Here is a 16,284-nt window from a genome sequence, read left to right as displayed (position 1 = left end):
CGGGTCATCTGGGTTGGGTGTTGCGTGAGTCCATGAATGGAAATCCGTCGGCGTCATTTGGTCGCGAGACAACGCCGACGGCCTTTTGCAAAAGAAGAAAGCCAATCCATGCGACCAACGCCGTAATGAGCGTGTGACTGAGGTAGTGCGCGCCTTTCGCCATCTGATAGAAGCCCATCAGTGAACCGACCGTAAGGCCGATCCCGATGCCCAGCCATTGCCCCCGCCGGTCATGGGCCAGTCCGGCCAGCGCGAGAAGCGCGAAACCACCGCTGGCGTGTCCCCCGGGGAAGCAGCGTCCCCGGCGTTGCGGCCGATCCCCCACAGGGTAGCTCTCCAGCACGCGCACGTAGGGCACATCGCCGCCATAACGCCGAATTTCTGACGGACAAAAAACATTGGTGGCCGACTTGCTCCAACCGATCGCCGCCGGCACCAGGCCCAAGGTGAGAAAAAGAGCCCAGCCACGCCGCCGGGAGCGGAAGGCCACCGGCAGTCGCGTGCGCCAAGACGCGGGCAACACGAGTGACACGAGCAACAGGGCGCCGAACGCGATGATGGCCGCCTTGGGGCCGGTGTAGAATAGAACCCTGCCCGCCGGCTCCCGGCCGTCGATCAGCCAGGCTTCGCGCTGAAAGTCGAACAGGCGATCCTGCACCCAGAGATCTAGGGGCGTGATCTCGAACAGGGCAAAAACGGCGGCCAGCAGGCCGATGCTCCAGCCCAGGCTGCGTTCAAGGTTGAGCATCGGTGCCGGCATATTCGCGTTGCGCACGGTTTTTGAAAAGCCACGCAGCGGTTTGGTAGGAAGCGATTGCATCCTTGATGAGACCCGTTCCCGTCCCGCAGGCATCAAGCGCCCAGGTCTCCGGATCGTAGTCGTAAACTTCAGCCGGCCGCATCGGTTGCAGGACCGCCAGGCCGCCGCGTCGATACATGCCAAGCTTTTGATAGGTGCCGACAAACAGCGGCCCATCCTCGTCCGCCTCGGGTGCCAGCACGTCCCGGCCGAAGAAACGACTCGGGTAGCTCCACCGCAGAAGCCCCAGCAAAGTGGGCGCATAGTCGATCTGGCTCGTGGCCTTGGAGACTGCTCCTGTTGCGAGCTGGCCTCCAGGCGCGTAGATCAGCAAGGGCACGCGGTAATTTTCCATCGGCAGGGTGGTCTTCCCGGCGCTGGACGCACAGTGGTCGCCCACGATGACGAAGACGGTGTTCTTGAACCAGGGCTTCGACTCCGCCTGCCGGAGAAACTCGCCAATCGCATAGTCGGAATACTTCACCGCGCCGCTTCTGCCGGACACCTTCGAGGGCAGGTCGATCCGTCCCTCGGGGAAGGTATAGGGGCGGTGATTGGACGTGGTCATGACAAAATGAAAGAACGGCCTGCCCGCCGCATGGTCATGATCGGCCTCCCGCAGCGCCCAGCGGTAGAGATCCTCGTCGCAGGCACCCCAGACGTTGGCAAATGTGATGTCATCCTTGCCCACCAGGGTGCGATCAACCACGCGGTATCCGTTGCCGCCGAAGAAGGCGTTCATGTTGTCGAAATAGCCGAAGCCGCCATAGATGAAGGCGGTGCTATAGCCCTTGCTGCGAAAAACGGAACCCAGAGTGAAAAGACCGGCGTTGTCGGGTCGTTTGACCAAAGATCGCCCCGGTGTGGGTGGCACGCTCAGTGTGAGCGCCTCCATGCCCCGATCCGTGCGGGTGCCCGTGGCGTAGAACCGGTCAAAGACCAGCGACTTCTCCGCCACCTGATCCAGCGTCGGGGTGAGGCGGTCGGTGTTTCCGTAGCGGGTCAGAAAACTCGCGCTCAGGCTCTCGACCGTGATCTGGATGACGTTCAGTCGCTGCTCCGGCCCTTGCGCCTGAATCATCCGGAGCATGTCGTGCGCGCCTCGGGGGAGATCGCCGGCCCCCTCCCGGTGCAGCATGCGGCCGACACGCTGAAACGCTTCCTTGTCCGGCAAAGTGGGATAAAACCGGTCGAACTCGAGGCGGTTGGCCCGGAAGGCCGCGAAGAGCGACCACAGGCCGTTCTTGGCCAACTCGCGGTTGTAATTGTTAGAGAACGCAGGGATGAAGCGTTCGTTGAGCCCGAGGCCGAGGCCCAGAGCTACCGCACACCACACTGCGGTCTCCCGCCACCGCCGGCCGGCACCGGTTGCGGCATGTCCAAACCATGTGCCCAGCAGGCCGGACCAAATCAGGGCGCCATGCACCAGCAACGCCCCGATGAGCACCCCGATCAGAATGCCGCCCAGCGGATATGATTCACGGATGTTCCCGATGACTTCGGTCGTGTAAACGAGGTAATCCACCGCGATGAAATTGAAACGCACCCCGAACTCGTCCCAGAACAGCCACTCGGCGACAGCGCCGTAAATCAGCAGGTAGATGATGCCAAGGAGCAGACCATGAGCCAGGCCACGACCCGCGCGCCACCCGAACCATTGCTGTGGCAGCAGCGCCAGAAGCAATGCCAGCGGCAGGATACACCACAAAGAGGCGGCGATGTCGTAGAGGCCGCCGATCACGAACGAAGCGGCGAGACTCGCATCCCACGCGAGGCGGGGGGCTTCTTTGAGCGCGAGGAGAAAGCGCGTCACGAAGGTTAAGCCCAAAGCCGTTGTCAGCACGATCCAGAGCCCGCCATGTCGGCGGGCGATCAGCCAGTGGACGAGCCTGGCGGGCAACGCGGTGTTGGCGGAATGGTTGCAGCCTATCGGTTTCGGATCATGGACGTGGAAGGAGAACATGGAATCAGGGGATTGGCTCAGGTGCCCTCGGCTGCGGGGTTCTCGGCATACTCCATCTCCGAATCCCCCATCGCCCGGCGCAGCTGGGCGACGGCGACGCTGTGCGAGTAGTCGGCGCGGAGCCGGCTGGTGCGGGCCACAGTCAGGGCCGACTGCGCTTGCAGCAGCTCAAGTTGGGTGGAAGTGCCGGCCTTGAAGCGTTCCTCAGCAACGCGCAGCGCCTCCTCGGCCTGCTCGACCGATTTGCGCGTCGCCGTGACCAATTCATTGGCTTGGGTGAGAGCGGCGACGGCCCGTCGGACTTCTACTTGCACGGCCAGTTCGGTCTCCTCTCGGGCGAGCTGGGCCTGTTCCACCAGGGACTCCGCCTGCTTCACCCGCCCGGCCGTGGCGCGACTCGCCACGTTCCAACCGCCTTGCGCTCCTGCGCGCCAGCCGCGCAGCGAATCGGAGAACTTTTCCGAGGGGCCTTTGCGCAGTTCGGCATCTGCGCTCACCGCCAGGGTCGGCAAAAAACCCGCGCGGGCGATGTTGACGCCGCCCTCAGCCGCCTCGACCAGACGGGCCAAGCGATGCAACTCGGGACGTTGCGTCCTCGCGCGGGCCAGGGCTGACGGAAGCTCGATTTCCAGCACCTCTGCCGGTAGTTCGCCCACCACTTCGAGGCTGCGGCCCGTGGGAACGGCTGGACGGACATCGGCGCGGCCCACAGCCCGGCGCAGCTCCTCAATGGCCAGCCGATGGTCGTTGCGGGCCTTGATGAGAGGCGCGCGGGCATTCGCCACTGCGACCTCGGCGCGCAGGCGCTCGAAGTTTGAAACGGAACCGACCTCAAACCGCACATTTACATCACGCAACTGATGTTCCAGGACGCCGAGGTTCTGTTCCTCGACGGCAATCTGCGCTCTGGCCAGCAGGATGGCGTAAAACTTCAGGCGGACATCTAGCAGCGCCCCGTCAATCGTCGCTTTGAGCTGCAACGTGGCCGCGTCCCGGGAGAGAGTCGCCTCCTTCACGGTGGCGCGGATACCTCCGCCGGCATAGAGGTTCTGGCGTGCTGTGATGCTCATCCGCCAGTAGCGCCCGGATGGCACGAAGACAGGCAACGTCCGTCCCGGAGTGGCACCGCTAAGGATCGTTTGGGTTGAGCTTTTCTGGAAATTCGCGGCAGCGGAAACCCCGGGCAGGGCGGCGGCCGTCACCTGCGTGACCACGCCTTCCTGTTGGCGAATCTGCTCGCGGGCCTGGCGGATCGCGAAGTTGTGTTCAAGTGCCTCGGCGAGCGCCTGCTCCAAGGTGAGGGGCGTTGCCGGCCCGTCCGCCGCACGCAATGAAGGCAACGCACTCATGAGCGTCAGCAGGGCCAGCGATGTGGAAAGGATACGGCGTCTCATGTCACGGATATTTGAAGGTGTAGGATTCCGCCGACTCCGCCTCCCCGCTGCGGAAGAGGCTGAGAATCACGAGGAAATTGTGCGGTGGACGCACGGTTGCCGTGGACACCAGGGTCTCTCCTTCGCGATGCAGCGGCGCCCGTTCCGGATTCTTGGAGGCAAACTGGAACCGGGCGAATCCCCGTTCCACATCGGGAATCGCGGGCTTTTTCTTGGCGTCGAAAAACTTGACGATGAGGCGTGTGCCGGAGGCCTCGACATTGATCCAGCCCGCGCTGCCGCGCTGAAGGTTTTTGCCTGTTTTCGGCAACTCATACACCTGTTCCTTCTTGGCCTTGGCTTTGACCTCAGGCGCAGCCTTGGGGGCGGGATCTGCGGCCGTGATGACGGCTGGGAGCAGCAAACTCGCGAGAAGCATGGTCATGGTTTTCATCAGTGACGCCCTCCATGATGTGAGCGGCCATGGCCGAATCCGTGCCCGTAGTAGCCATGCCCGAATCCTCCGTGCCCGAAGCCGTGATACCAAGCTCGGCCCCGGACGTAACCGCGGAAGGGACGGACAACCCGGACTGGCGTGGTAAGCAGGTAGTCGATGATGCGATCCGACACTCCCTGCGCCCGCAACTGATCGATCTCAGCGGTCTTGAGCCGGTAGGAGACGTTTGTCTGTCGCATGTAAGCCAGCACGTCGTCGTCCGGAACATGGGCCTGCGCCAGGAGGCCAAGGTCGGCGAGCGCCAGTCGATCACCGCGCTCCATCTTGCGAACGACCTCCGGCGGCGCGCCGTAACGGGTCGCGGTCAATGCGGTTTGGCGATGGGCTTGGCTGGCACAGCCGTTGAGCACACTAAGGCTCAGTGCGAGGAACAGGGGCAGTTGGATTTTCATGGGAGCAGCGATTGACCGGCCGGATGCCCGGTGTTTCGCGGTTGAGGTTTCGGTCCGATGCGGCCTCCGAGGGGCGGCCGGACTTGGGGGATGGGGATTACATGGGACTTGGATTGGGCTTGGGGAAAGATGCGGCCGGGAAGACTGCGCCCGGCCGCATCTCGCACTAGCAACCTACTGATCACCGGCCATGACCTGGCCGGAAGGGATGTTTCATAGGGCGGAGGCTCCGATTTCGCCGGTGCTGATGCGCAACGCGGACTCGACAGGCAGGACATAGACCTTGCCGTCACCCCGGTTGCCGGTCCTCGCCGCCGCAGCGATTGCGCCGGCGACCGCAGCGGCGTGATCGGCTGAGACCATCACGTCCACGCGGACCTTGGGCAGCGTGCCGACGACCGCTTCATCCGATGATCCCGGGCTGTGCTCGTGGCCACGGCCACGGCCAAAACCGCGAACATCGGAGAAGCTGGCGCCAGACACACCCTTGAGATCGTGCAGGGCCTCCCGCACAGGCTCCTCTTTCGAGGGGCGGATGAATGCCACGATGGTTTTCACTGATGGGTTTCTCCTCAGTGATCGTGCTTGTCGCCGCCGGCATCGTCGCAGATGCAGGCGTATTCGGCACGCTTGCACTCGCCGCACACTTCGTCGTGGAACTCGATGCGGTAGTTTTTCGGTTTGGCCTGGGCGTCGTCCTTCACCTGAAGGACGACGCGATAGCCGTCGCCCTCGGGCATCGGGCCGGAGGAGACAAGCGCGCCGTCCTTGGTGGCGAAGGACAGGTTCACCTTGCCGCTCTTGGCCTCGGCCACGGCGGAGACGACTTGGGCGGCGGGGGCCACGGGCTTGAGGTCTTTGTCGTAGAACGACACGACCACCGTGCGATCCGCGGCGACGAACAGCTCGACGTGCGGGGCTTCGGTGGTGACGATCTTGCCGCCCTTGGGACCGGGGATCGGCTTGGCGAGAAGCGCCGTGGCCGAGGCCACGGCGGCGAGGAACAGGAGGGTGAGGTTGCGGATGGTTTTCATGGATGGATAACAGGGGTTGGGATTCAGGAGTGGTTGCCTTCGTGGGCACGAACTTCGATGCGCACCGTGCCGCTCGGAAGTGGATCGAGCGGCACGCTGTAGCTCGCGTAGTCGGGCCGCCGGTAGCGGCGCGGAATCTGGCGTGGTTCAAAGTGCTCCACGGTGCGGCGAAGCACCGCGCCCGCGGAATCATAGAGCGTGACATCCAGGTGGGTCTGGGTCGTGTCCTCGGCCTCCAGGCGCTTGATGATGTAACCCCTGACGACCAGGGCCCCGCCCTTCCGCTCCAGCCAGATTTTCTCGACGCGAACGACCGGTGAGTCGCCGCGTCCGAGCTTGATATGGGCCACATCGGACGGAGCCCGGAAGGGCGTGGCACAGCCGGTCAGGCCGAGCACGCCGAGAAGCAAGAGCCACGGGAGGATTTTCAAGTGTGTCCTTCGTTGGGGGTTGCGGGGTTGACGGAACGGGTGGGCCGGTTGTCGCGCTCGAACCAGCAGTAGAGCGTCGGCAGCAGCACGAGCGTCAGGAAGGTCGCCGTGATGATGCCGCCGATGACGACGGTCGCGATGGGGCGCTGGACTTCCGCGCCAGATCCGCTGGCCAGAGCCATCGGCACGAAGCCGAGGGCGGCGACGAGCGCGGTCATGAGCACGGGCCGGAGGCGGGTCAGCGCGCCTTCGATGACAGCATCGCGGACGTTCCTTCCCTCCTCGCGGAGCTGGTTGATGAAGGAGATCATCATGACGCCGTTGAGCACCGCCACGCCGGAGAGCGCGATGAAGCCGACCGCCGCCGAGATCGAAAACGGCAGGTCGCGCAGCCAGAGGGCAAAAACACCGCCGGTCACGGCGAGCGGGATACCGGTGTAAACGATCAAGGCCTGACGCACGCTGCCAAAGGCCATGAAGATGAGCAGGAAGATGAGGGCAAGCGCCGCCGGCACCACGATCGCGAGACGCGTGCGGGCCTCTTGCAGATTCTTAAAGGCGCCGCCGTATTCGACAAAGTAACCCTCTGGCATCTTTACCCCGTCACCGATCTTTTGTTGCGCCTCCAGCACAAAGCTCTGCACGTCGCGACCGCGCAGGTTGACCTGGATGGCCATGCGGCGTTGAAACGCTTCGCGGCTGATGGTGTTGACGCTCTCGGTCATGGATACGTCAGCCACCTGGCCGAGCGTGACCACGCCGCCATCGGTCGTGCGGACGGGGAGATTCGCGACGTTGGCGAAGTCCTGTCGCGCCGACTCCGGCAGGCGGGTGATGATCGGGTAGCGGCGGTTGCCGTCCACGATCACGCCGCCCTCCACGCCGGCAAACGCGGTTTCGATGACTTTGTTCACCTCGTCGGCGTGGACGTTGTAGCGGGTCATCGCCTGCCGGTTGAGCACCACCTGGAGCACAGGTGCCTTGCCCGCCGCATCGAACTCCACATCGGCGGCACCGGGGATCTTTTCCACGATCTCGCGGACCTCGCCCGCGACCTTTTCAAGCGTGTCGTAATCATCGCCGAAGACCTTGATGGCGATGTCCGCGCGGCTGCCCGAGAGCAGTTCGTTGAAGCGCAGCTCAATCGGCTGGGAGAAGAGGTAGCTCTGGCCGGGGAAATGCACGGCCAGCTCCTTCGACATCAGGTTGGTCAGTTCGTCCTTCGTGATGGTGCGGCCGTCGATCTTGCGCCATTCAGAGGGCTGCTTGAGCATGATGTAGCTGTCGCCCACGTTCACGCCCATCGGGTCAGTCGCCACTTCGGAAGTGCCGACGCGCGCGAAGGTGTGCGTCACCTCCGGGAATTTTTCCAGCATGAGCTTTTCCGCCGCTGTCTGCATCTGCATGGAGGGTGCAAGCCCGATGCTGGTCGTGCGGATCATCTGGGCCGCGAGCGAGCCCTCATCGAGCTGCGGAATGAACTCGGCACCGAGGAGCGTGAACACCCACATGGACACCGCGAAGATGCCGATACCGATGGCGGACATGAGCCAACGCATCCGCAGGCTGAAATGCAGCACCGGCGTATAGAGCCGCTTGGCGAAGCGGATGAGGAAGTTGTCCTCCTCGCTCACCTTCGCGGTCATGAAAAACGAGCACAGCACCGGCACCACGGTCAGGGCGAGGATCAGCGCTCCGATGAGGGCGAAGACCACGGTGAAGGCCATCGGAGTGAACATCTTTCCTTCGATGCCCGTGAGGGTGAACATCGGCAGGTAAACGATGGTGATGATCGCCACGCCGAAGACCGTGGGCGTGCCGACCTGTTTGCAGGCGGTCAGAATGGTATGCAGCCGTTCCTCCCTGGTCAGGAGGCGGCCGTGCTGATGCTGGCGATGCGCCAGCATGCGGACGACGTTCTCCGCCATGACCACGGCTCCGTCCACGATCAGACCGAAGTCCACCGCGCCGAGGCTCATGAGGTTGCCCGACACCCCGTAGCGGACCATGCCGGTCATCGCAAAGAGCATCGAAAGCGGGATCGCCGTGGCGACGATCAGGGCCGCGCGCCAGTTGCCGAGCAGGCCGATGAGGATCGCGATCACGAGAATGGCGCCCTCCAGAAGATTCTTTTCCACCGTGCGGATGGTGGCGTTTACGAGGTCGGTCCGGTTATACACCGTCTCCACCTCCATGCCGGCGGGCAGTTTCGCCTGGAGTTCCTGGATGCGCTCATGCACGCGGCCGGAAACCAGCCGGCTGTTTTCGCCGATCAGCATGAGGGCGGAACCAAGGACGGCCTCGGCGCCATCGTGCGTCGCCGAGCCGGTGCGAACCCCGGAGCCGATGCCGACATCGGCCACATCCTTGATGAGCAGCGTGCCCACGCGGGCACCGGAGAACCGGATCGGTAGATTGCCGATTTCCTCGGTCGTCTGGACGCGGCCGATGGCGCGCACGGTGACGGCCTCTCCGCCTTTCTCCACCACGGAGCCGCCGGCATTGGCCACGTTTTCCGCGACGATGTCGGCCACCTCTCCCACGGTGAGGCCCACGCTGGTGAGCTTCGCCGGGTTGGGCATGATCACGATCTGCTTGTCGTAACCGCCGGAGGTGTTGACCTCCGTGACGCCGGGCACGGTGCGCAGCGCGGGCTTCACGATATAGTCCTGGGCCAGCTTGAGTTCGCGCAGTCGATCCACCGGATCGGCCGGGGAGGCCTTAAAGCCTTCCTTGTAGCGGACCGTGTAGTGGTAGATTTCGCCGAGACCGGTGGTGATCGGCGCGAGTTTCGGCGTGACGCCGGGCGGCAGTTCATCGAGCACCGCTTGGAGTCGCTCACCCGCGAGCTGGCGGGCGCGATAGATGTCGGTGCCCTCCTGAAAGATCAGCGTGACCTGCGAGAGGCCGAACTTGGAGATGGAGCGGACTTCGAGGAGCTTCTCGATGCCGCCCATTTCCACCTCGATGGGATAGGTGACGAGCTTTTCGATCTCTTCGGGGGCGAGCGAGGGCACCGAGGTGTTGATTTGCACCTGGACGTTGGTGATGTCGGGCACGGCATCGATGGGCAGCCGCAAGGCCGACCAGGTGCCGACGAATAGGAGCGCCACCGCGCCAAGCAGCACGAACACGCGCTGGCGCAGGGCAAACTCGAGGATCTTGTCGATCATGGAAAAAGAAGAGTGAGTTAAAAAATGGAGTGGAGTGGATCAGTGGCTGTGGCCGCCGCCCTTGGTGAGACGCAACTCGGCCAGCCAGAGCTGATCGACGGGCGACACGACCACGACATCGCCGGCGTAGAGGCCGTCGGTGATTTCGGTGAAGTCGGCCGAACGCGCACCCACCTTGACGGGTGTGCGCAGGTAGGCGCCGCTGTTGACGACGTAAACGAAGGTGCCGGCGGCACCGTCGAGGACGGCGGAGCGGGGCACGGTGAGGACCGTGGTGGGTTCGACCGCGAGAGCGAGCGTCACATAATCGCCGACCTGGTGGGCGGCCGGGGAATCCAGCTCGAAAATCAGATCGACGAGCCGCGTGGCGGAAGCGGCGGTGCGATCAATGCGCACGAGCTTCGCCCCGGTGAAGCTGGATTTCTCCAGTGGCCCGGCCTGTTCGGCGGGCAAATGGGTGCTTGCGAGCACACGCGGCGTGGTCGCAAAAACCTGGGCGATGACATTCAGTTCCGCGGCAAGCGCGCGATTCTCCGCTTCCGCCGTGACGAGGCCGAGCGCCTTGATCACCTCGGGGGAGAGTTGGAGCCCGCGGCCTTCCTTGAAGGTGACGCCGCCTTCTCCGCCTTCCTCGCCTTCGGCATGTTCGGAATGGTCATGCCCGGCTTCTGAGGATGCTTTTTTGCCGCAGCCGGCAAGCAGGAGAGCCGAGGCGGCCAGACTGGCTAGAAACCAAGGACGCGGGTTCATGGCTTGATTTCGACGGGGTTGAGTTCGATGCCGGTGAGCTGTTGGACCTTGAGCCCGGCGGCCAGCGTTTCGCTTTGGGTGTCGAACAGCGCCTCGACCGCGTCGAGGTAGCTGTTCTGCAGCTCGACGTAGGTCGCGATGGGCACTGCGCCTGTGCGATAGTGGCGGTCGGCCAGATCGGCGGCTTCGCGGAATTTATGGACCGCATCGGGCGACCAGCGGCGCGACTCGGCCAGCTTGGTCGCAAATGCCAGGGCTGACGTGATGACCTCGCGGTCGAGTTCGCGCAAAGCGACCAGGACGGCGGCCTCCGCCTGCCGGCGGCGGGCGTTGGCCACATCCACGGCCGCGCCGGTGCGACCGGTGACTGGCAGGGGCACGCTCAGGCCCAGACCGACAATGGTCTCGCGGTCGCCGACGTTGTCGCGCGAGAGATAGGGACCAACGCTGATGCCAGGATAGCGCTCATTGCGCGCGAGGCTGACGGCGAACCCCTGTTGCTCCAACTCGACTAGCCGCATCCGGTAGTCGAAATTCTTTTCGTGGGCCGCGGCCAGCAGATCAGAGGTGGCCGGCAAGGAGGTGAAGCCGAGGGCCGGAGCTGCCACCCGCAGCGGCGCATCCACCGCCACGCCGCGCAATTGGTTGAGTTCGATCAGCGCCGCCTGCACCGCCAGTTCGGCCTCGGTCGCCCGGCGCTGGAGGGCAAGTTCGCTTGCCTCGATTACCCGTGTTTCCAAGAGCGGCGTGACCCCAGCCGGATCGCGGGCGAGGAAGGTTTCCTTGAGCGCCGAGAAGCGGTCGGAAACCTCGCGGATGGCCGCAGCCTTGGCATTGGCGGAATACAGACCGAAGGCGAGGGTGCGGGCACGGGCCGTCAGCGCATTCTCAAAGCGAGCCACACCGAGTTCGGCCAATTCGACCTGCCGATTGGCGATGGCCTTGCGCAGCGAAAGGCGACCGGGCCATTCAAAGGTTTGCGTGACGGAGACCGACCAGACGGCACCGTCGCCGATCTTGGCGCCAGAGGAGTCCTTCAGGCGTTTCTGGCCAATGTCGAACGACAACTCCGGGTCGCTCAGGCGGGAGGAGATGCGCACCCCGGCTTTGGCGGCGGCGATTTCCTCCTGATAGAACTGGCGCTCGGGATTCTTGGTCGTGATTTCGCTGACGAGCGTGGACAGCGAAACGGCGGGGGCGGTTTCGTCGGACGCGCTCTGGGCGCGTGCGACGCCCGCGAGGGCGAGGAGCATCAGCCCGAGGGCCGGGCGGATGAGATGGGAGGGCGTGGAAACAATGGGCTTCATGAAAAATTGAAAGGGCGGAATAAGGCGGGGAACGGAAACATCCCGGGAAGTGCGGACGCGCGCAGGCGTCCCGCGACGGGATGGGTAAGAAACGGGGTCGATCAGTCCGCGCAGGGACTAATCAACCAATGAGCGAAGGCGCACGCGACAACGGCGCGGCGCGGCGGACGAACTGCCAAACCGGAATCCAATGCTCAGAGTCCGCAGACTCGGCAACTGCGAGATTCGGCTCAACGACCAGAACCGGCGGCAAAAGCTGCAAACAGAGAAAACAGGTGCAGGCGGCCAACGAAGGAGTTGGAACCTTGAGCGCCTCATGGCCGGACTTTAAGAGCCCGCCCTCGACAACATTGCAGCCATCATGGGTGCAATGGTCGCAACTGGTCCCGGTGCATTCGGCATGAACTCCATGAGGAGCATCTGCCGCGATCAACCCCGCCGCCTCCAATCCACAGTGCTGCGTTGCTGGCAACCATAGGGCCAGCAAGACGATCCCGACGATGTGGCGGAGCGTGGACACTCGCTTCATCAATCGACACGAAGCACATTTTGTCAATCACCGCTTGGTCAGCCATCGAACCGGCCACGCTTTACCCGTCTTCCATGAAGAGATTGCCCACGCAAGCGCCACGAGCACAACGCGCAGCACCTCAGCTATGCAGACGATTCTCGTAACATGATAGCGATCGTGCAACACCGGCTTTCGCCTGCACCGCGCACAGTGCCGCTTCAGAAGGGTGCCACACCGGCAGCACGGAGCTTTCCGGCCAGTGCAAAGGCGTGCGCAGTCGTTGAAGGCGCCGCCTGGGTCCAGATCAATACGCCTCCGTGACGGACGACAACCGAATACGTGGCGACGGATTTTCGCGACCGGACTGAACGGCAGGGTAGCACGCAAGCATTTTGGCAGTCGCAGAGTTAGGCTTCAATCGCGACCCATGATTTGTCGAGATCACTTACCCGGTAAGTCACGGTGCCCGCCCCAAGATCGACGATGACGTGGTTTGGGACGGGTGAGAGCGGCGTGACGCCGGGGTTGAAGCACCAAGTCCGCCCCACCTTTTCGGCCCAGCTTTGAGGGCTATGCTGGTGCCCCGAGAACACGATCCGCGGACCCCGATGACTGCGGCAGACTTCGCCCAAAATTTCATCGCCCACGTCATGCGCGTCCCGATCCGTGGACGGCAGTGATCGGGCGGGCGGTGCATGAAACAGCCATATCTCACCCGGATCGGCTGCGGGAAGTATGCTGTTCCAGCCGATACACCGGAACCGGGTGCCGCCCAGCGTAAACACCGCACCATCACCCCATGCCGACTCGCGCTTGGTCGCCTCCGCCATCCATGCCGCATGGTGGAGATACGCGGGTGCTGGTGCCCCGGTGAAGGAGTCGTTGTTGCCGCTACAGAGAGCTACCGCGCACTTGGCCTGCCGCACTGAGTTCCGCACCAACCGCACCTGTTCATCAATCCGGTGTAGAGCGAGCAGATCCAGGCAATCGCCAGTCAGGCACACTAAGGAGTATTCGCCGGAGTGCGCAACGAGCCACTGAAACCAGGCAGCGTTTGCGTGGAAATCAGTGCAGTGGAGAATGCGCATGGCTTCGTGGGAACCGAGGGGGCAGTAGGTTTGGAGAGGGGTATGGTCTCCCTAGAGAGGGGTGCCAAGAGAGAGTGTCTGGTTGTCTCCTACATGACCCGCCGGGTCTCCGTTCGTTGCTTGCGATAGCGTGTTAGCCAGTCCCTCCACCGGGTTCTTGTCGCCGGCATCAAACCGTGCCTCTTGAGTATGGCGTATGTCGGCGCAAACCAATGGAGCCGTATCCGAAATCGCCGCTCGATCCTGCGCACCAGAGACGGTGTCAGATGCAATTCGACAATCATCTGCTCTGGGGTCATCAAGGTCCCGCGGCTTGGGGCGTCCTGAGCGAGGGCTGCCTCAAGGGGAGCGAAGTCCCGCGAGAAGGTCCGTGACGAGTCAGCGCGCGGTTTCGCTGGACGCGGCTTGCTCCTTCTCCGCCTCAACCCTTTCGCCCTCATTGTCGTTCTTTACGGATGAGCTGGTGCTTGTGGCGCTCCCACATCCGGTCGGCGAGCGCACCCGCCGCGTTGGCGTCATCCACGTCCATGCCGAACATGCGGTCACCCATCGCTGGCACCTCGAGCGTCGAAAGAACGCAGTCTATGAACGACACGTCACCATTGGAGAGGCGCACGAAGAGCTCGTTAGTAGGAATGGCGCCCCAAATGCAGCATGTAACGTAAGGGAACTCCTTGTCCGGCAAATCGTGCGCAAACTCTATAACCTGCCCCGTGGCGAGGTAAGCCTTGAGACGTTCCGCCGCCGGCGGAGCACCGGCGGGCGCCTCCTGCCCGGGTCGGCCTCTTTTGTCGTGATTCATTTTGTGTGAATCTCACACCATGAAAAGCGCACGGGCGGCTATTGTCAACGTGTGAATATCACACACCTCTCCCGTGCCTAAGCGCGCACCCAAGAACGCCATTGGCCCAATCATCCGAAAGCTCCGTTACGCGGCGCGGGTGCCATTGAGCCAAGAGGCCCTGGTGGCGAGGCTTCAGATCCGGGGCGTCCTGTTGGATCGCTCGGCTTTGGCGAGGATTGAGAGCCAGGAGCGCTTGGTTCGAGACGTTGAGATCATTGCGTTGGCGGCGGCCCTGCGTGTGCCGATCGAGCGGCTTTTCGGGCGCTAGGCCCCGCTGGGACGTTTTGGAGAATTCAATGCCCTTGGTTTTCCCTCTGTAGAGCCCCCGGCAGAGAAGGCTGGGAGGGGGGCTTCATTCAGTCCAGAGATTGCGCTCCGTGGGCCGGTTCCCTGTTTCTGCTTGTCAGGGTTCCCTAAGGAGACCATAGGGTTCCTTTCATGTCTGACGAGATGCTGGCGATTATTCGAGTGATTGAAACCGAGCGCGATAAGTTCGTTCGGCGCTGTAATGCTGCAATAGAGGCGCTCCGTGGCGGGGAGGATGCCGCTGCGGCGCTCGGTAAGCACCGGTTTAAGGCGACTGTGGCTCCTCGGCCCCCCCGGGTAGGAGCACAGCGTGGCGCACGGGCGGGTTCTGATGTGATGGAAGGCCGCTCTCCTCAAACGAGGGCTGCGGGCCGGCCCCCCGGGGCCGGGGCGGCGAAATCCGTGAAAGACATGATTCGCGAGGCCGTGCGGTCCCAAACGCAGCCATTCACCCTTCGCGATGTCAGGGCATACATTGAATCCAGATTCCCTGGAGCCGCCGCAAAGATTTCCGGCGATCGCTACAGCAAGGAGCTTTACCATCTCAGAGTAACCGAACGGCTGTTCGAGATTTCATCGAAGGGCGAGAAGGGAGGCGCCCACGTCTATAAGCTGAAGGCAGCCTAACCAACCTTACAAAAGCAACAGGCCGACGGTTCGCTCTTCAGAATGAGCCGTCGGCCTGCCTAGAAAGGACTTCAACCTGAGGTCCACCGCGTCTTGCGACGTGGCAGCGTGACGGGCTGAAACCGATTTGTCGAAGTTACGAGCTTCGACGAGCAGACGATGGCCCGGCTCCATTGTGCAGTCAAGAAAACTGCGCGGACGGGCGTGCTTACGGCCGACAGAGATGTCGTGCCCGGTGGGCGCGCATCTTGAATAGAAGACAGTCAGGCCACGCTAAGTGGCTATAGGCCAATGAAAAACCAATATCGGAGCGACGGCTTTGCCGTTTTTCTCCGCCCTTCGTCATGAGCGGGCGTTTCCATCCTCACTTCCTAGCTCGCGACTACGCAAAGTGCGTGGTTGCCAAAGGCAAGTGCCTCCTTGAGGCCCCTCCTGAGGAATACGAGCCACTGTTCACGGCAGTGGACTTTCCATCGTTCGGCTTCAGGACGATGTTCGGGTCTTGGATTGTGAACCGGGTCATGCACCCCGTCTCCACTCCGGAATTCGACACGAACCTCATGTTCCACGCCCCGGGAATGGGGGTCGTAAACCTCGCGGAGCAGTTTGCCCTGGACCCAGCATTGACGCGCGAATTCGCGTTCGAGCTGCAGGTGGATCACCCAGCCGTCGCACATGGCGGCAAGAAGCAGGACATCATCATGTCCACCGATCTGGTCGTCACCTTCGAGCGACCCGGCGGCGTGCTCCAGCGACATGCTTATGCCGTGAAACAGGCCAAGGACCTCACGGAGCGGATTATCGAGAAACTCGCTATCGAACAGGCGTATTGGACGAAGCGACGCATCCCATGGTCGCTGATCCTCGATACCCGCCTGCCCCGGCAGCTTATTGCGAACATGGAATTGGTCATGGAATTCGCAGAAAAGGGCCGACTGCCCTGTGATGCCTTGGTTGTGCGTGATGCCACGGCGTGGATCGTGCCCCATCTTAGCACCGGTGCCCCCTTGCGCACGGTGTGCTCGCGATGTGATGCCGCCCTGGGCCTGCCCCGGGGCACTGCCCTCTCTGTCGCTTACCACCTCACCCTTCAGGGAACCCTCCCACTGGATCTCCGGGGAGCCTACCTTCCAAACGCTACCATTGAGCCGCATTGCGCGGTCGCCTAG

The 16,284-nt window shown here is 63.1% G+C and carries 16 protein-coding genes; 2 read left to right on the top strand and 14 right to left on the bottom strand.

What is annotated here, in order from left to right; all coding sequences use genetic code 11:
• Positions 1-4: 4 nt before the first annotated feature.
• From ESB00_RS00420 to ESB00_RS00355, 14 genes are all read right to left on the bottom strand, one after another.
• Positions 5-748 (bottom strand): phosphatase PAP2 family protein, encoded by a 744-nt coding sequence (locus ESB00_RS00420; RefSeq protein ID WP_164975962.1) that lies wholly within the window; start codon positions 746-748, stop codon positions 5-7.
• Positions 735-2,762: an LTA synthase family protein gene (locus ESB00_RS00415; protein ID WP_129045761.1), complete on the bottom strand. Its 2,028-nt coding sequence runs from the start codon at positions 2,760-2,762 to the stop codon at positions 735-737. Before ESB00_RS00415 ends, ESB00_RS00420 begins: the two co-directional genes overlap by 14 nt.
• Before the next feature lie 17 nt (positions 2,763-2,779).
• A complete protein-coding gene (locus ESB00_RS00410) occupies positions 2,780-4,156 on the bottom strand; it encodes a TolC family protein (RefSeq protein ID WP_129045760.1) in 1,377 nt (458 codons plus the stop codon).
• A 1-nt stretch (position 4,157) separates the two neighbouring features.
• On the bottom strand, positions 4,158-4,589 hold the full coding sequence (locus tag ESB00_RS00405; RefSeq protein WP_218938649.1) for a hypothetical protein: 432 nt from the start codon (positions 4,587-4,589) through the stop codon (positions 4,158-4,160).
• Entirely contained in the window at positions 4,589-5,044 is a 456-nt protein-coding gene (locus ESB00_RS00400) for a hypothetical protein (protein ID WP_129045758.1), read from the bottom strand. Before ESB00_RS00400 ends, ESB00_RS00405 begins: the two co-directional genes overlap by 1 nt.
• Positions 5,045-5,257: 213 nt before the next feature.
• Positions 5,258-5,602 carry a P-II family nitrogen regulator gene (locus tag ESB00_RS00395; RefSeq protein WP_129045757.1) on the bottom strand — a complete coding sequence of 115 codons (345 nt, stop codon included), beginning with the start codon at positions 5,600-5,602 and terminating at the stop codon, positions 5,258-5,260.
• A gap of 14 nt (positions 5,603-5,616) precedes the next feature.
• Positions 5,617-6,078 (bottom strand): hypothetical protein, encoded by a 462-nt coding sequence (locus ESB00_RS00390; protein WP_129045756.1) that lies wholly within the window; start codon positions 6,076-6,078, stop codon positions 5,617-5,619.
• Between the two features lie 23 nt (positions 6,079-6,101).
• Positions 6,102-6,509, bottom strand: coding sequence for a hypothetical protein (locus ESB00_RS00385; protein WP_129045755.1), 408 nt, complete (start codon positions 6,507-6,509; stop codon positions 6,102-6,104).
• A complete protein-coding gene (locus tag ESB00_RS00380; protein ID WP_129045754.1) occupies positions 6,506-9,682 on the bottom strand; it encodes an efflux RND transporter permease subunit in 3,177 nt (1,058 codons plus the stop codon). The genes ESB00_RS00385 and ESB00_RS00380 overlap by 4 nt, the downstream gene beginning before the upstream one ends.
• A gap of 39 nt (positions 9,683-9,721) precedes the next feature.
• The gene (locus ESB00_RS00375; RefSeq protein ID WP_129045753.1) at positions 9,722-10,432 is read right to left on the bottom strand and encodes an efflux RND transporter periplasmic adaptor subunit; all 711 of its coding nucleotides are present in this window, start codon (positions 10,430-10,432) and stop codon (positions 9,722-9,724) included.
• The gene (locus tag ESB00_RS00370; protein WP_129045752.1) at positions 10,429-11,739 is read right to left on the bottom strand and encodes a TolC family protein; all 1,311 of its coding nucleotides are present in this window, start codon (positions 11,737-11,739) and stop codon (positions 10,429-10,431) included. Before ESB00_RS00370 ends, ESB00_RS00375 begins: the two co-directional genes overlap by 4 nt.
• Positions 11,740-11,860: 121 nt before the next feature.
• Positions 11,861-12,259 (bottom strand): hypothetical protein, encoded by a 399-nt coding sequence (locus tag ESB00_RS00365; protein WP_218938648.1) that lies wholly within the window; start codon positions 12,257-12,259, stop codon positions 11,861-11,863.
• A gap of 398 nt (positions 12,260-12,657) precedes the next feature.
• A complete protein-coding gene (locus ESB00_RS00360) occupies positions 12,658-13,338 on the bottom strand; it encodes a metallophosphoesterase family protein (protein WP_129045750.1) in 681 nt (226 codons plus the stop codon).
• Between the two features lie 436 nt (positions 13,339-13,774).
• Positions 13,775-14,140, bottom strand: coding sequence for a hypothetical protein (locus tag ESB00_RS00355; RefSeq protein WP_129045749.1), 366 nt, complete (start codon positions 14,138-14,140; stop codon positions 13,775-13,777).
• A 480-nt stretch (positions 14,141-14,620) separates the two neighbouring features.
• Between ESB00_RS00355 and ESB00_RS00350 the strand changes: the two genes are divergently transcribed.
• On the top strand, positions 14,621-15,115 hold the full coding sequence (locus ESB00_RS00350; protein ID WP_129045748.1) for a hypothetical protein: 495 nt from the start codon (positions 14,621-14,623) through the stop codon (positions 15,113-15,115).
• A 344-nt stretch (positions 15,116-15,459) separates the two neighbouring features.
• Positions 15,460-16,284 (top strand): TnsA endonuclease N-terminal domain-containing protein, encoded by an 825-nt coding sequence (locus ESB00_RS00345; RefSeq protein WP_129045747.1) that lies wholly within the window; start codon positions 15,460-15,462, stop codon positions 16,282-16,284.

Origin of the sequence: Oleiharenicola lentus, from assembly GCF_004118375.1 — a bacterium.
GTDB lineage: Bacteria > Verrucomicrobiota > Verrucomicrobiia > Opitutales > Opitutaceae > Lacunisphaera > Lacunisphaera lenta.
Note: the sequence above shows the minus strand (reverse complement) of the source record. Positions and strands in the feature narration are given on the sequence as shown.

Excerpts from the sequence above, each read along its gene's own strand:
- ESB00_RS00420 (WP_164975962.1), bottom strand. The coding sequence starts at position 748 with ATGCTCAACCTTGAACGCAGCCTGGGCTGGAGCATCGGCCTGCTGGCC.
- ESB00_RS00415 (WP_129045761.1), bottom strand. The coding sequence starts at position 2,762 with ATGTTCTCCTTCCACGTCCATGATCCGAAACCGATAGGCTGCAACCAT.
- ESB00_RS00410 (WP_129045760.1), bottom strand. The coding sequence starts at position 4,156 with ATGAGACGCCGTATCCTTTCCACATCGCTGGCCCTGCTGACGCTCATG.
- ESB00_RS00405 (WP_218938649.1), bottom strand. The coding sequence starts at position 4,589 with ATGAAAACCATGACCATGCTTCTCGCGAGTTTGCTGCTCCCAGCCGTC.
- ESB00_RS00400 (WP_129045758.1), bottom strand. The coding sequence starts at position 5,044 with ATGAAAATCCAACTGCCCCTGTTCCTCGCACTGAGCCTTAGTGTGCTC.
- ESB00_RS00390 (WP_129045756.1), bottom strand. The coding sequence starts at position 6,078 with ATGAAAACCATCCGCAACCTCACCCTCCTGTTCCTCGCCGCCGTGGCC.
- ESB00_RS00380 (WP_129045754.1), bottom strand. The coding sequence starts at position 9,682 with ATGATCGACAAGATCCTCGAGTTTGCCCTGCGCCAGCGCGTGTTCGTG.
- ESB00_RS00375 (WP_129045753.1), bottom strand. The coding sequence starts at position 10,432 with ATGAACCCGCGTCCTTGGTTTCTAGCCAGTCTGGCCGCCTCGGCTCTC.
- ESB00_RS00370 (WP_129045752.1), bottom strand. The coding sequence starts at position 11,739 with ATGAAGCCCATTGTTTCCACGCCCTCCCATCTCATCCGCCCGGCCCTC.
- ESB00_RS00360 (WP_129045750.1), bottom strand. The coding sequence starts at position 13,338 with ATGCGCATTCTCCACTGCACTGATTTCCACGCAAACGCTGCCTGGTTT.
- ESB00_RS00355 (WP_129045749.1), bottom strand. The coding sequence starts at position 14,140 with ATGAATCACGACAAAAGAGGCCGACCCGGGCAGGAGGCGCCCGCCGGT.
- ESB00_RS00350 (WP_129045748.1), top strand. The coding sequence starts at position 14,621 with ATGTCTGACGAGATGCTGGCGATTATTCGAGTGATTGAAACCGAGCGC.
- ESB00_RS00345 (WP_129045747.1), top strand. The coding sequence starts at position 15,460 with ATGAGCGGGCGTTTCCATCCTCACTTCCTAGCTCGCGACTACGCAAAG.